Origin of the sequence: Sphingomonas sp. LC-1 (genome assembly GCF_025371035.1) — a bacterium.
In the GTDB taxonomy this organism is placed as follows: domain Bacteria; phylum Pseudomonadota; class Alphaproteobacteria; order Sphingomonadales; family Sphingomonadaceae; genus Sphingomonas; species Sphingomonas sanguinis_E.
Window position 1 is genome coordinate 506,058 of the sequence record NZ_JANZXB010000001.1, and the last position, 15,605, is coordinate 521,662.

Consider the following 15,605-nt stretch of genomic DNA (forward strand, 5'->3'; position numbering starts at 1 on the left):
CCTCGATGCGATGTCCAACGTCGAAAAAGATCCCAGCCTTCGCTGGGATGACGGGTACGGTTACTTCGTCGGGAAACCCCGCTGCTTGAGCAGCGCATTCACATCCGGGTCGCGGCCCCGGAACGCGCGATAGGCCTCGGCGCGGTCGGTCTCGTTCCCCGTCGACAGCAGCACCCGCGCAAAGCGGTCCGCCGTCGCCTTGTCCCACGGGCTGCCCGCTTCCTCGAACGCCGCGAAGGTGTCGGCGTCCATCGTCTCCGACCAGAGATAGCTGTAATAGCCCGCCGAATAGCTGTCCGACGAGAACAGGTGGTTGAACTGCGGCAGGCGGTGCCGCATCACCAGCTCCTTCGGCATCCCGATCTCGCGCAGCGTCGTCGCCTCGAACGCCGCCGGGTCGACCACGCCATCGGGCACGGTGTGCAGCTTCATGTCGACGATCGCCGAGGACAGATATTCGGTCGTCGCAAAGCCCTGGTTGAAGGTCTCCGACGCCTTGATCTTGTCGAGCAGCGCCTGCGGCATGGGCTGGCCGGTCTTGTAGTGGCGTACTTGTCCAGCACGTCGCGGGTCAGCAGCCAATGCTCGTTCACCTGGCTGGGATATTCCACGAAGTCGCGCGGCGTGCCCGCCAGCCCCGGATAGGTGACGTTCTGGAGCATCGCATGGATCGCGTGGCCGAATTCGTGGAACAGCGTCTCGGCATCGTCCAGGCTGATGAGGACCGGCTCGCCGGGCGCGCCCTTGGCGAAATTATTGTTGTTGGACGACAGGACATTCTGCACCGGCGGCAGGTTGCGCTGGCCGCGATAGGTGTTGGCCCAGGCGCCCGAACGCTTGCCGGTCCGCGCGAAATCGTCGCGGTAGAACAGGCCGACTTCCTTGCCGTTGCGCGTCACATGCCAGACACGCATGTTCGGCTCGAAGACGGGCACCGTGCCGGTGATCTCCTTGAACTCCAGCCCGTAGAGCCGGTTCGCGGCATAGAGCGAACCCTGGATGATGTTGTTCAGCTCGAAATAGGGCTTCAGCTCGGCCTGATCGAGATCGTAGCGGCTCTTGCGGACCTTCTCCTGATAGAAGCGATAGTCCCAGGGCTCGATGGTGATCTTGGCCCCTTCCTTATCCGCGATCGTCTGCATGTCGCGGACTTCCTCGGCGACGCGCGCCTTGGCGGCGGGCCAGACGCGCATCATCAGGTCCATCGCGGCGGCCGGGGTCTTGGCCATGGTGTCCTGCATCCGCCAGTCGGCATGGGTCTTGAAGCCCAGCAGGTGCGCACGGTTCGCGCGCAGCCGGACGATGCGGGCGATGGTCGCCTTGGTATCGTTGATGTCGCCATTGTCGCCGCGCTTGGTGAAGGCGCGCCACACCTGCTCGCGAAGCGCCCGGTCGGTGGCGAAGGTCAGCACCGGATCGACCGCCGAGCGGGTGTTGACGATCGCCCAGCCCTGCTGCCCGCGCTCGGCCGCCGCCGCCTTGGCGACCGCCTTCACGCTGTCGGGCAGGCCCGCAAGGCGCGCCTCGTCGGTGACGATGATCGCGGTGCCTTCGTCCGCCAGCAGCCGCTGCGAGAACTCGCTGAAATTGATCGCCAGATTCTGGTTGAAGGCGGACAGCTCGGCCTTCTGCACGGGAGTCAGCTTGGCCCCCTGCCGCACGAAGCTGTCATAGGTGCGCGTGACCAGCCGCTTCTGCTGCGCGTCCAGCCCGGACGTATCGCGCGCCTTGTAGATCGCCTCGATCCGCGCGAACAGCTTGGGGTTGAAGGTGATCTCGTCCGACGCCTTGGACAGTTTGGGCGACCATTCGCGGTCCAGCGCCTGATAGGCCGGATTGTTCATGTTGCCGGTCATCACCCCGAACAGCGTCATCACGCGGTTCAGAGTCTGTCCGGCATTCTGCATCCGCACGAAGGTGTTGGCGAAGCTCGGCTTGGCGGGATCGTTGGCGATCCGTTCGTACTCCGCCCGCCGCTCGGCCAGCGCCGCCTCGAAAGCGGCGGGGAACAGCTCGGGCTTCACCTTGTCCCAAGGCGGCACCCCGCCATAGGGGCCGGTCCAGGGAGCGATCAGGGGATTGGAAGCGGTGGCCTGGGTGGCTTGCGGCGGCTGGGCGATGGCGGATGTGGTCATTAGAGCCGCCAAGGCGGCGGCAAGGGACAGGTGACGCAAAGTGAACTCCCGGTCATGACAAACGCGTCATCACCATAAGCCACGGAACAGTCGGGTAAAAGTCCGCCACGGTCCTAAGCGCGTCAACGCTTGACCTGCTTCTCAGCCAGAAGCGCCGCGGCCACCAGCCCCTCCCCCGTCGCGCGCGCCGCCGTCGGGGTCATCGATACCGCCACGCCATTGGGACCGTCGAGCATGACGATCCCACACTCGGCCGTCGCCAGCCCGGCATCCTCGTGCACATTGGACATGTCCGAGGTCTCCGTCATGCCCCCGGCCCTTCCAGGGTCGGCCCGCCCCCATAAAGATAGGCAGGATCGAAATCGGCCAACGCGGTCAGCGCCTCGATATCGCGGATATGCACCTCCCCGCTGCGGAAGATCATTAGCCCACGCTCGCGCAGCGACCGCAACACGCGGTTCAAGTGGACCGGCGTCACGCCCGCCGCCTCCGCCAGATCAATCTGGGTGACCGGAAAACGAAACAGACCATCGTTCACCAAGCCGACCATCGAGAGCCGAGCATGAAGCTCGCAAAAGAGATGCGCGACCCGCCCATCGGCCTCCAGCCGGCCGAGCCGGAACACCCATTCGCGGTGCATCGCCGCGTCGAGCAGCGTCGAGAACCACAATAGCCGCGTCAGCCGGGGGTGATGTGCGACAATCTGCTCCAGCCGGTCATGGCCGACCAGCGCTACTCGTGCCGGCGTCAATGTCGCAACGTCATGGTCCAAGTGGCGCATGGCAAAGCCGTGCAGATCGACAAAATCGCCGGGTATATGAAAGGCGACGATCTGCCGATTGCCCTGTCGATCGTCCATGTAGCGGCACATCACGCCTTCGAGCAGCAGGCTGCTCTGGCGAACCCGCTCGTCCCGGCGGACGACGATGGTGCGCGCAGGAATATCGCGCACCTCATCGACGCCATTCTCCAGCGTCACGACTTCGTCGGGCGTCATCGCCTCGCGCCCGCGTTCCTTCAGGAACAGGCCGGTCAGCGAAGGACGATCGATACTTGGCCTTGGCTGTCTCAGCGTATCGATGGCGGACACCGACATGGCGCGATCCCTCCCGTGGCAGACGGAAAGCAAATCCACGGCCAGGGCAAAGGGTTCCGTCCCCTTCCGGAGTGATTACCCGCCGGTCGGCCTGCCCGTCGGATGAACCGGCCGTGCTTCCTCCAGAGGCTGGTCGGGATGATGGCGGTTGCTGCGCACCGATGCCCAGAAGGACAGGCCGATCAGCGTCGCCCCGATCAGCCCGGTGATCGTCTCGGGGATATGGAACCGCACCGACAGCAGCATGATCGCGGCCAGCGCGACGATCGCGTAGAAGGCGCCATGCTCCAGATAGCGATACTGGGTCAGCGTTCCCTTATCGACCAGCATGATGGTCATCGATCGGACGAACATCGCCCCGATGCCCAGGCCCAGCGCGATGATGAACAGGTTGTTCGAAAGAGCGAACGCGCCGATCACGCCGTCGAAGGAAAAGCTGGCGTCCAGCACCTCCAGATACAGGAAGGCGGCGAAGCCCGAACGTGCGGCGGCCCCGGCCAGGGCATCGCCATCCCCTTCCAGCAGCACGCCGATCGCATGGACCGCGATATAGGTCAGCAGGCCGAAGATACCGGAGGTCAGGAAGGTCATCGCGTCTTCGGCCGGAATGAATTGGCCGATACCGTACAGCGCGAGCAGGACGATGCCCATCGCCAGCCCCGAAATGTCGCGAAGTGCGGCCAGCGGACGCTCGATCGGGCCGATCCAATGCTCTTCCTTCTCGTCATCGAGGAAGAAGTTGAGCCCGACCATCGCCAGGAAGCTGCCGCCAAAGCCCGAAATGCCGACATGGGCGGAGGTGATGATCTGTTCGTAACGAACCGGGTCTCCGGCGGCGAGCTTCACCGCCTCGACCGGTCCCATATGCGCGGCGATGGCGACGATGGCGAGCGGAAAGACGATCCGCATGCCGAAGACCGCGATCAAAATGCCCCAGGTCAGGAAGCGGTGACGCCATTCGTCGTCCATGTCGCGCAGGACCGTGGCGTTGACGACCGCATTGTCGAAGGACAGCGAGACTTCCAGCACGCCCAGCACCAGCACGATCCACAACACGCCCAGCGTGCCGGGCAGGCTTCCCGTACTCTGGAACCCCAGCCAGGCGGCTATCGCCAGGCAGAGCCCCGTGAAGAGAAACGAACCCTTATAATATTTCAGCAGCACACACGGCTCCCTGTCGCTGACGCCCCGATCTATCGCCCGGCCCGCATGGCTTCCGACACGCGCAACGCGATCCAGCGGTCGGACGGTAAAGTCCGGGCCACCGGATTGGTTCAATCGGGCAGAGGCTCTATCGTCGCGAACGGGGATCGCGACAAGCGCCGATCAGATGCGCAGGTCGTCGCCCACAAGCTGTTCCGAAATCTGTCCGGCGATACGGCGCAGTTCGGCCAATGCCTCTTCCTGGGTGGCGAGACCATCGACGATCCGGACGAAGGGGACCGTCAGCACGGCACAGGCGCACGTGCTCCGCATGATCGGCGCGGCCAGCTCGACCATGCCGAGCAACTCGCCGCTTTCGGACTGGGCAAAGCCCTGCCGCTTCAGGGTGTCCGCTTTCTCGCGCAATTGTCCGAGAGCCCGCTCGGACAGGGGGGGATCGAAAAGGCCTTCCCATTCGCGGCGGGTCGCTTCCGGCTGAAACGCGTAAAGCAGGATCCCTGAGGGCGTTTCATGCATTGCGCGGCGATAACCGACACGAACCGAAACGCCGACCACCGTGTCCGCCTCCATACGGGCGATCACCGACGAACAAGACCCCGAGGGTATGGCGAGGTAGCAGGATTGGCCGATACGGTCGGCCAGCAGCCGCATCGGCGGAAGAGCCTGTTCCATCAGGCTGCGGACCGGCGGCCGCTTCAGGCCGAGATGGAACAGGCGCGAGGTCATGACATAACCATCGGGCCCCTGCGTCACGTAACCGCGATGTTCGAGCACCTGAATCATCCGGAACAACTCGCCGGTCGAGCGCCCCAGCCGATTGACGATCGCACTCATCGTCAGCGGATTTTCCTCAGCGGAGAGCAGTTCGAGGATATCGAGTCCCTTTTCCAGCGCTGGCGCGCGGTAAAGGCGCTTATCGTCGACGGTGCCAACCGTATCCGTACTCAACTACACTTCTCCACGACGATGGAACGACCATCGGTCGGAATCGCCTGAAATGACTTTTTGTGCCGCTTACTCCGATCTTTCAAAGAGGGTCAATATCGTTAACCTTTGAGTTTAAACGATTAACCGACCAGAAGATGGACGACATTTTTTCCAGCGCGCGCCAGACCACGCACGGCCGGCGGAAGATCGGGCGCCAACCTGCCCTCGTCCCTCAATTCGACACGCCAGCGCCCGGCATAATGGGCCGACGCAACGATATTCTCCGCGCCGCCAACCGCCTTGACCAAGACATCGGGCAGGGTTGCCGATGCCGCAACGGCGGCAGGCTCCGTGCTGGTGACGATCGGCGACGGCGCGGCGCGGTCGGCGGAGGCTGGGATCGGTCCGGAATCGATGGCGGCGCGCATCTCCATCGCCACCGTGTCGGCCACCGGGCCCAGCACCACCTGGACGCCATTGGCGGACGGACGCAGGATTCCCCGCGCGCCGAGACGCTTCAGGCCGGGCTCATCGACCTTGGCGGGATCGGACACGATCAGGCGCAGGCGGGTGGTGCAGGCCGCCACCTCGGTCAGATTGGCGCTGCCGCCCATCGCGGCGACGAAGGATGCGCCCCGTCCGCCCGCGACCGGAGCAGCCGCCAGCTCGCCCTGGTCGCCTTCGACGGCGGCATCCACGTCACGCCCCGGCGTCTGGAGGTTCCAACGGCGGATAGCGAAGCGGAACACGGCATAATAGAGGATCGCATAGATCGCGCCGATCGGGATCAGCAGCAACGGCTTGGTCGCCTTGCCGAAATTGATGACATAGTCGAACAGACCGGCCGAGAAGGTATAGCCCAGCCGCACGCCCAGCGCGTTCATCACCGCTTCCGACACGCCGGTCAGGATCGCATGGAAGGCATAGAGGACCGGGGCCAGGAACATGAAGCTGAACTCGATCGGCTCGGTCACGCCGGTCAGGAACGACATCAGCGCCAGGCTGAAGAGCATGCCGCCCACGGCCTTCTTCCGCTCCGGCAGCGCCTCATGATACATGGCGAGGCAGGCGGCGGGCAGGCCGAACATCATGACCGGGAAGAAGCCGCTCATGAACGCGCCCGCCGTCGGATCGCCCGCGAAGAAGCGGGTCAGATCGCCGGTCTTGCCCTGATAATCGCCCACGACGAAATAGGCGACGGTGTTCAGGATATGGTGCAGCCCGGTGACGACGAGCAGCCGGTTCAGCACGCCGAATGCGAACAGCCCCAGCCCGCCCGCCTGGACGATACCCTGGCTCATCGCATCGATGCCCGCATTGACGGGACCGAACGCCACGCCCAGCAACGCCGCCAGCCCCAGTCCGGCAATGCCCGAGATAATCGGAACGAACCGGCGCCCACCGAAAAAGGCGAGATATTCTGGCATTTTGATCGTGGCGAAGCGATTGTAGAAGCTACCGCCGATCAGCCCGGCGACGATCCCCACCGGCACGTCGAACCGGTGGACCGACTTGGTCCGCCACGCCGCCTCGACGGTCGCGGCAATGTCCTTGGCCAGCCCCGCCCCGGTTCCCGTAGGCGGCACGACCAGCGTCTCGGCGCCCTTGATGGTGACCAGATAGCAGGTGATCCCCGCCAGTGCCGCCGCGCCATTGCCGTCGCGGGCAAAGGCGGTGGCGACGCCGACCGCGAACAACAGACCCAGATTGTCGAAGATCGCGTTGCCCGCATTCGCCATGAAGGCGATGTTCAGCATGTCCGGCTGGCCAAGGCGCAGCAGCAGCCCCGCCACCGGCAGGACCGCGATGGGCAGCATCAGCGCCCGCCCGAGCGATTGAAGCGAGGCCATGGGCGAGCTCATGCGCCGATCTCCTGAAGCATCTTGGTGATATGCGCGCGAACCGCCGCGGCAGAGGGCAGCGCCAGCGCCTGCATCGCCGCCGCACGACAACGGGCGAGGTCGAGTTTGCCGACCAGCGCCTTGATCGCGGCGACCCGCGCGGGGGGCACCGACAATTCGGTCACGCCCAGCCCCAGCAGGATCGGCACCGCCAACCGGTCGGCAGCCAGCGAGCCGCACACCCCGACCGGCGTGTCATGCCGCCCTGCCCCGTCACAGGTCGCGCTGATCAACCGCAGCACCGCCGGATGGAGCCCATCGACCCCCGCCGCCACCGCCGCGTTGCCGCGATCCATGGCCAGCGTATATTGCGTCAGGTCGTTGGTACCGATCGAGAAGAAATCGGCCTTGCGCGCGAGAATATCGGCGGAGATCGCCGCTGCCGGGGTCTCGATCATGACGCCGACCTCGGCCTTGCCGCCCTGTCGCTCGACGACCGCGCGAACCGCCTCCAGCTCGGACAGGCTGGCGACCATGGGGGCCATGATCCGGCAGGGCTGGCGCACCGACAGGATCGCGCCGACCTGATCCTCCAGCAATTGCGGATCGGCCAGCGCAACGCGGATGCCGCGCAGGCCCAGCGCCGGGTTCTCCTCGACGGGCAGGTCCATATAAGGCGCTGGCTTGTCCCCACCGACATCGAGGAGCCGGACGATCATCGGCCGATCGCCCAGCGCGTCGGCGATCGCCTGATAATCGCGCGCCTGCTCCTCGCGGGTCGGCGCGGTTGCGCGTTCCAGAAAGAGGAATTCGGTGCGCAGCAGGCCGCAGCCCTCCGCGCCTTCCTTCACCGCCGCCTCGGCATCGCCGACCGAGCCCAGATTGGCGAACATCTCGATCCGCGTTCCGTCCAGCGTGCGGCAGGGCCCCTGCGCGGCGCGCGCGGCCTCCATCTCGGCCTTGCGGCGGGCGATCGTGTCGCGCACCTGGCTTTGCGCATCCTGATCGGGTTCGGGGTCGATCAACCCGCGATCGGCGTCGAGGACGATGACGCGGCCATCCTCCAGCGTCACCAGAGGATCGCCGAACGCCACCGCCATGGGCAGGCCCATGCCCGCCGCCAATATGGCCGCGTGCGAGGTCGGCCCGCCCTTGACCAGCGCGATCCCCGCGACCGTTCCGGCATCGAGCGCGGCGACCTGACTGGGGAGCAGGTCCTCCGCGACCAGGATCGCGCCCACGGGAACGCTCGGGCCCTCGATCGGCAATCCCGCCAGCGCGGCGAGGACATGGCGTTCCAGATCGCGCAGATCGTCGGCGCGCTCGGCGATGCGCCGGTCGCCACTCGACACCAGGACCGCGACCTGTTCGGCAATGGCCTCCTGCCAGGCGACACCGGCGCTCAGCCCCCGACCGATGGCCGCGAGCGCCGCCTCGGTCAGCGTGGGATCGGCCAGCATCGCGCCATGCGCCGCCATCACGCCGCCCCGCGCACCACCGGCCGCCGCCGCCTGCACCAGCCCTTCTCGAACCCGCGTCAGCGCGTCGGTCAGCTTGGCGGTTTCCTCTTCCGTCGAACCGGCCAGCGTCTCGACCGGAATGGCGGCGCGGGTCAGCCGATGGATCGGGCCCACCGCCAACCCCGGCGCGGCGGGAACACCGCCCAGCCCCGGCCCTTCGGCACGGGCGGGCTCGGGCGCGTCGACCGGCGTCTCCTCCGGCGTGGCGTCACCCAGAAAAGCGATGACATCGCCCATTGCCGCGGCGGCCTGCGCACCCGTCGCCTCGATCCGAACAGTCGTACCGTGGCTCAGCCCCAGGCCGAGCAACCCGACCGCGCTGAGCGCGGAGGCGTTGCGATCGCCATGGAACAGCGTGACCTTCGCCTCATGCCGCCGCACCGCCTCGACCAATCGCGCGGCGGGGCGGGCATGGAGGCCGTGCGACAGCGCGACGACCGTCTCCTGAACCAGAGCCTCGCCATCTTCCTGGGCCTCCGCAGCCTGCACGGCCAGCGGCACGACGCGCAGAAGCGGATCGCCGATGGCAACCAGACCTTGCGCGATCGGCTCGACACCATAACGGGTGGCATCGGCGACGATGATCGGCGTCACCACGGCGGGCGCGTTTTGAACCAGATGGTCGAGATCGAAGCGGATCAGCGGCTGTCCCGCCAGCACCTTCGCCCCCGCCTGCACCTGCGGCGTCAGCCCCTTGCCGCCCAGCGACACAGTGTCGATCCCGATATGGCAGATCAGCTCGAACCCTTCGGTGCTGCGCAGCGTCACCGCGTGTCCCGCCTCGTGCACGGTCAGCACGACGGCATCGCAGGGGGCGCACAGCGCATCGTTCACCGGATCGATCGCGATCCCGTCGCCCAGCATCTTTTCGGCGAAGACCGGGTCAGGCACCTGCGCCAGCGGCGTCACCCAACCCGACAGAGGGGCAAAAATGGTCAGGTCACTCATTGCACGTCACTTTCGCCAAATCGCATCCCTTTGTCGGTAAAGCGCGCGCCGCCAATCAGCGGTCGCGCACCGACACCCGGCCCAACAGGCCGCTTTCGACATTGCCCAGCGCGGCCACGATCAGGACGATCGTCCGCTTGCCCGGTCCCGGCGCCAGTGGCGCGACCAGCGGGCCGGGCTGCGGATCACGCTTCTCGGCGACCATCACTCCATCGACCCACAGGCTGGCCATGCCGCCGACCGAGCCGAAGCGGATCTCCCCGCCCCGCGCCGCCACCGCATGGCGCGGCGTGACGATGGTGCGATAGACGCGGTAACCCGCCGCCTCCGCCGGGGTGGGCGTACCCGCCCGGACAAAGGCCCAGCCATTATTGTCGTTCGACGCAGGCGCGAAATCGGGCGAGGGCTTGGCATCCTGCCGCTCCGACCGGCGCCAGTCGCGCAGGTCCATATCGCCTGCGGCCAGCGGCACCTGCGCGCGCGGGGCCACACCCAGTCGGTCGAGCCGCAGGCTGGCAGGCCTCAACCCGTCCGCCGTCGCGCGGATCGTGATCCGCCCGCGCCCGGCATCGGGCCGCACGATCATCTGCGCCAGACCATTGAACAGCGAGCGCTGAAGGCCCTTTTCCGGCTCGTGGCTGTTCGGATCGCCATTGCCCACACCGATGATCGCGCCGCCGTCGATGGTGAAGCGGGTCATGAGATTGGCGGTAGGAACATGACGCCCCTTGGCGTCGACCGCGTCGATGGTGATCGCCTGCGCATCCTCGGTATCGCCCGCCATCACTGTCCGCGCGGGAGTCAGGCGGAGCGCGACCGGTGCGCCGGTGGTCTCATGCGCGGCGCGTGCCACCTCGCGCCCGCCGCGATAGGCGATCGCCTCGATCCGGCCGGGCGCATAGGGCACGGTCCATTCATTGCCCATCAGCCGGTCGACCGCCGCCTCGCCCACCGTCTTGCCGTTCAGGCGAAGGACGATGCGTTCGGCGTTAGACAGCACCATGACCTTGGTCGGCTTGCCCTCACGCCCCGGCCAGGTCCAGTGCGGCGCGATCGCCACGACGGCCTCGTCATCGACCCAGGCGGCGCGGTGAATGTCGAACGCGGTCTTGGGGAAACCGCACAGGTCCATGATGCCGAAGAAGCTGGCGATGGTCGGCCATTCATAGGGCGTCGGCTCGCCATGATAGTCGAAGCCGGTCCAGACGAAACCGCCCGCGACATAGGGCCGGTCGGCGATCTTCTTCCACGCGGCCCGGTGCGTCGCGCCCCAGCTCGCCGCCTCGTCGTCATAGCTCGACGCGATATGGCGGGCGGGATCGCTCTCGAACGCACCGCGCGTCATGAAGGCGCTGGTATCCTCCGAACTGGTCATCGGCTTGGTCGGATTGAGCTGATGATAGCGGTCGTAGTCGCCCTGGTAATAGTTGAACCCGGTCACATCGACGACCTGCGCGACGTTGATCGGATTGAAGAACGCTCCGTTCATCGCCGCCGTCACCGGGCGGCTGTCGTCCAGCCCGCGGACCCAGTGCGCCATGCGCTTGACCATTTCGACGCCCGAGGGCGTGCCCTGCATCGGTTCCTCGTTGAACACCGACCACATAATGACGCTGGGATGGTTGCGATCGCGGCGGACCAGCCATTCGAGCTGGGCACGGAATTCGGGGGCCGGATTGAACTGCCGGTTCTCGTCCATCACCACCAGGCCGAGGCGATCGCACCAATCGAGCAGTTCGGGCGTCGGCGCATTGTGGCTGGACCGGACCGCGTTGCAGCCCATCGCCTTCAACCGCTCCAGCCGCCAGCCGATCAGCGCGTCGGGGATCGCGGTACCCACGCCCGCATGATCCTGATGCAGGCAGACGCCCTTCAGCTTGACCGGCTTGTCGTTGAGGAAAAAGCCCTTGTCCGCATCGAAGCGGATGGTGCGGAACCCGATGGGCACGCGCCGCTGATCGACCATCCCTCCATCACGCAGCAGCCGTACGTCGAGCGTGTAGAGCGTCGGCCGCTCGATCGACCACAGCGCGGGGTCGGCGACCGGCAGGTCGAGGCCCGCCGTCCCCTCTTCCAGCGACGCCACGCTGGCCTGCGCCTGGCCCTGCGCGACGACGCGCCCTTGCGGATCGAGCAGCCGCGCCTCGACCGTGACCGTGGTTTCGGTGGGGGCGATGCTGGTCAGGGTGGTGGTGACGGGGACGTGCCAGCTGCCGTCGGCGCGGCGGCGGGGGTCGCCATGCACGCCATCGGTCGCGATCGATACCGGTGCGTAATCGCCCAGCCAGACATGGCGGTAGAGCCCGGCGCCCTCATACCACCAACCCTCCATGGCGTTGGCGTCCACCCGGACCGCGACGACGTTGGCCTCATCACCAAAGCGTGCGAACGGCGTCAGGTCGATGCGCACCGCGCTATAGCCCGAGAAGTTGTGCGAAACGACGCTGCCATTGACCCAGATGGTCGCGTTGGTCGCGATGCCGCCGAATTCCAGTTCGATCCGGCGTCCGCGAAGCGCGGGGTCGAGACGGAAGGTGCGCCGATACCAGCCGATCCCGCGCGGGCGATAGCCTTGCGCGACATTGGCGGTCTTTTCGAACGGCTGGAACGAGGCCCAGTCGTGCGGCAGATCGACCGACTGCCATTCGCTGTCGTCATAATCGACCGCCGCCGCCCCGCGCGCATTGCCCGCCTTGACCGACGCATAGGTCGCGTCATGCGTCTCCAGCGGTGCGGGTTCGACATCGCCTTCATGGAACAGCCAGCCCCGATCCATCAGGACACGAGCAGGGTCCTGCACCGGCAGCGCGGCGGGCAAGGCGTTCACCGGCGCCGGCATCGGAAGCGCGCCCGCGCCGTCCGCCGGGCGGCGCTGTGCGGCAAAGACCGGGACGGGCGCGATGCCGCCCACCAGCCCGACGACGGCGCTGCTCAGCAGCAGTTCGCGGCGCGCGATCGTCATGCCGCGACGGTCTCGGCGCTGGCGATCCGCGTCTCGACGGGTTTGAGCGCGGCATCGAGCACCACCCAATCGGCGCGCAGCCCAACTTGAAGCGCGCCACGCTCATGCGACAGCCCCAAGAACGCGGCCGGATGGGTCGCGGCCATGGCGGTGGCCTGATCGACCGTGATCCGCAACTGTTCGACCGCATTGGCGACCGCCGCCCCCATGTCGAGGTCGGAGCCCGCCAGCGTGCCGTCGGCATAGGTGCACTTGCCACCCGACACGTCGATATGGCGCCCGTGCAGCACGAAGTCCTTCTCGACCGCTCCGACCGACGACATGGCGTCGGTGACCAGCATCAGCCGGTCGAACGGACGTGCCTTCAACGCCAGCCGGAGCATCGGCGCGGCGACGTGGAAGCCGTCGATGATGAGACCGCTATAGGGGCGCGGATCGTCGAGCGTCGCGCCCGCAAGGCCGGGCACCCGCTGCTGCATCGCGGGCATGGCGTTGAACAAATGGGTGATGCCCGACAGGCCGGCATCGAACGCCGCCATCGCCTGCTCATAGCTGGCTTCGCTATGCCCCGCGCTGACCAGGACGCCGGCCTGAACCAGCCGTTCGATCGTCGAGACCGGCACGCGTTCGGGGGCGATGGTGAGCATCACCTTGCCACGGCGCGGGCGAGTCAGGACCGCGACCATCTCTTCGTCCAGATCGCGGAAGCGGCTCGGGTCATGAATGCCCTTGCGCGCCGGATTGAGCACCGGCCCCTCGACATGGATGCCGACGATGCCGGGCACCTTGGCTTCGATCGCTTCATCGATGGCGTCGAGCGCGCGGGCAATCTTGTCGGGCGTCTCGCTGACCAGGGTCGGCAGCATCGCGGTGGTGCCATAAACGGCGTGCGCCGCCGCCATGGCTGCGATGCCGTCCACGTCGAGCCGGTCGTTGAACAGCACGCCGCCGCCGCCATTGACCTGGGTGTCTATATAACCCGGGACGACCCAGCCGCCGTTCAGGTCGATCGCGTCGCCCGAACCCTCGACCGCGCCGATGGCGGCGATCCGGTCGCCCTCCACCACGATCTCCGCACCCGGCAGGACACCGCCCGAAGTCGCGACATGGCCGTTGATGAAGCGGAAGCGGGTCATAGCGTGCGGGTCACTTTCTGCAGATGCGGCGGGGAGTCGGGGTCCATGCCACGGGCAAGGGCCAGAGCCTCGACCATGCGGTAGAAGCTGGCGAGCATCGCGATCGGCTCCAGCGCGGGGTGGCCCGCGACCATCGGCAATGCGCCCCCCTGCCCCGCGACGAACGGCTTGGCGCCGCGCTGCTCGAACTGGTCGGCGACCGCGCGCACATCTTCGCCCGCGATGTCGGAGGTGGCGAAGCCCAGCACCGAATAGCCTGGCTCCACGATCCGCATCGGGCCGTGACGCACTTCGGCGGCGCTGAACGGCTCGGCCTGGATCGAACAGGTTTCCTTCAGCTTCAGCGCGGCTTCCTGCGCCACGCCATAACCATAGCCGCGCCCCAGCACGAACATCTGGCTGACCTCGCGCAGGCCGTCCACGGCGGCGGACCAGTCGAGGCCGAGCGCCTGTTCGACCTGCCCCGGGAGATCGGCGAGCGCGGCTTCCAGCGTCTTGTCACCGGCCCAGGCGGCAGCCAGCTGCGCCAGACCCGCCAGCGCGGTCAGGCAGGACTTGGTGGCGGCGACGGCCTTTTCGGGACCGGCCGACAGCGGCAGGAAGGTGTCGGCGCCGGTCGCCAGCGGCGATTCCTCGTCATTGACCAGCGCGACGATATGCGCGCCGCCCGCTCGGTAAGCCTCGACCGTCGCCAGCAGGTCCGGGCTGCGACCCGATTGCGAGATGGCGATGACCAGCGCGCCCTGCACCTTCATGGTCGTCTCGAAGATCGACGCGACAGAGGGAGCGGCGGAGGAGACCGGCACACCCGTCTTGGTCTCCAATATATATTTGCCATAGGTTGCGGCGTGATCCGACGACCCACGGGCGATGGTGATGATCACCGGCGGCGGGGCGGCACGCAGCCGCTCGGCCAGCGCCCTGACGGTCGGCGCATTGCGCGCGAGCAGCCGGGCGATCGCCTCCGGCGCCTCGCCCGCTTCCGCTCCCATCAGGGTGCCGGCATCCGCACTTCCGGCGGTCATCACATCAGACATCGGTTAACTCCGCGACGAAATCATAGGCATCACCGCGATAGAAGGACTGGGTATATTCCACCGCCCGTCCATCGCGCAGGAATCCGCGCCGCTCGATCAACAGGCCCGCATGGCCCGGATCGACGTTCAGCATCTTGGCATGGTCCGCCCCGAACGGCACCGCACGCAGCCTTTGCAGTGCGCGCACCGGCCGGTGCCCCGCCCGCTCCAGCGCGGCGTAAAGTGACCGGTCCACCGCCTCGATCGAGGGCAAGGCAAAGCCCGCAATGGCCGACAATTCGATCGCCATCGGCACCTCGTCGGCGAAGCGCACACGCTGGAACCGATAGACCGGCGCGCCCGGCGACAGACCCAGCGACATCGCCTCTTCGGGCGTGACCGTGCCGGGTGCGCGGCTGACCCATTGGCTGCTCGGGGTACGACCTCGCGCGATCATGTCCTCCGAAAAGGAAGACAGCTTGGAAAAGCTCTTTTCGACGCGACCGGCGACGAAGGTGCCCGCACCGCGCCGCCGCGTCAGAAGCCCCTCCTCCACCAGACCGCCGATCGCCTTGCGCACCGTGATCCGCGACACGTCATATTCGATCGCCAGATCGCGTTCGGCGGGAATGGCATCATCCTCGGCCAGCACATTGCCGTTGATCGCATCGCGCAACAACTGCTGAAGCTGAAGGTATAACGGCGCGGGGTTCCCCTTTCGGAAAGAGCCGACCTGCGCCGAGAATGTCATGGCCGCGCCATCCCCCTTTGCCTTCGCGTCACTCATGCCGCGTACCGCTTCGACGACTGGTCTATCGCAGCCCCATCAACCGGGCAATAGGTATTATATATGGCATACA

10 protein-coding genes and 1 pseudogene are annotated in these 15,605 nt (G+C 66.8%); all 11 read right to left on the reverse strand.

The genetic code is table 11. The features are described from left to right. Window positions 1–60 precede the first annotated feature (60 nt). A pseudogene (locus tag NZL82_RS02420) lies at window positions 61–2,135 on the reverse strand (M3 family metallopeptidase). Window positions 2,136–2,257: 122 nt separating this feature from the next. Beyond that, window positions 2,258–2,443: a hypothetical protein gene (locus NZL82_RS02425; protein WP_261268173.1), complete on the reverse strand. Its 186-nt coding sequence runs from the start codon at window positions 2,441–2,443 to the stop codon at window positions 2,258–2,260. Next, window positions 2,440–3,231 carry a Crp/Fnr family transcriptional regulator gene (locus NZL82_RS02430; RefSeq protein ID WP_261268174.1) on the reverse strand — a complete coding sequence of 264 codons (792 nt, stop codon included), beginning with the start codon at window positions 3,229–3,231 and terminating at the stop codon, window positions 2,440–2,442. Before NZL82_RS02430 ends, NZL82_RS02425 begins: the two co-directional genes overlap by 4 nt. A gap of 75 nt (window positions 3,232–3,306) precedes the next feature. Continuing rightward, window positions 3,307–4,392: a DUF475 domain-containing protein gene (locus tag NZL82_RS02435; protein WP_261268238.1), complete on the reverse strand. Its 1,086-nt coding sequence runs from the start codon at window positions 4,390–4,392 to the stop codon at window positions 3,307–3,309. A 165-nt stretch (window positions 4,393–4,557) separates the two neighbouring features. Then, window positions 4,558–5,343, reverse strand: a complete 786-nt coding sequence (locus tag NZL82_RS02440; RefSeq protein WP_261268175.1) for an IclR family transcriptional regulator — start codon at window positions 5,341–5,343, stop codon at window positions 4,558–4,560. A gap of 119 nt (window positions 5,344–5,462) precedes the next feature. Further along, a complete protein-coding gene (nagE, locus tag NZL82_RS02445) occupies window positions 5,463–7,184 on the reverse strand; it encodes an N-acetylglucosamine-specific PTS transporter subunit IIBC (RefSeq protein WP_261268176.1) in 1,722 nt (573 codons plus the stop codon). After that, a complete protein-coding gene (ptsP, locus tag NZL82_RS02450; protein WP_261268177.1) occupies window positions 7,181–9,631 on the reverse strand; it encodes a phosphoenolpyruvate--protein phosphotransferase in 2,451 nt (816 codons plus the stop codon). The genes nagE and ptsP overlap by 4 nt, the downstream gene beginning before the upstream one ends. A 55-nt stretch (window positions 9,632–9,686) precedes the next feature. After that, window positions 9,687–12,593 carry a beta-galactosidase GalA gene (gene galA / locus NZL82_RS02455; protein ID WP_261268178.1) on the reverse strand — a complete coding sequence of 969 codons (2,907 nt, stop codon included), beginning with the start codon at window positions 12,591–12,593 and terminating at the stop codon, window positions 9,687–9,689. Beyond that, window positions 12,590–13,729, reverse strand: a complete 1,140-nt coding sequence (nagA, locus tag NZL82_RS02460) for an N-acetylglucosamine-6-phosphate deacetylase (protein ID WP_261268179.1) — start codon at window positions 13,727–13,729, stop codon at window positions 12,590–12,592. Before nagA ends, galA begins: the two co-directional genes overlap by 4 nt. Beyond that, window positions 13,726–14,766, reverse strand: coding sequence for an SIS domain-containing protein (locus tag NZL82_RS02465; RefSeq protein ID WP_261268180.1), 1,041 nt, complete (start codon window positions 14,764–14,766; stop codon window positions 13,726–13,728). Before NZL82_RS02465 ends, nagA begins: the two co-directional genes overlap by 4 nt. Next, window positions 14,759–15,496 carry a GntR family transcriptional regulator gene (locus NZL82_RS02470; RefSeq protein WP_261268239.1) on the reverse strand — a complete coding sequence of 246 codons (738 nt, stop codon included), beginning with the start codon at window positions 15,494–15,496 and terminating at the stop codon, window positions 14,759–14,761. The genes NZL82_RS02465 and NZL82_RS02470 overlap by 8 nt, the downstream gene beginning before the upstream one ends. Window positions 15,497–15,605: the final 109 nt, after the last annotated feature.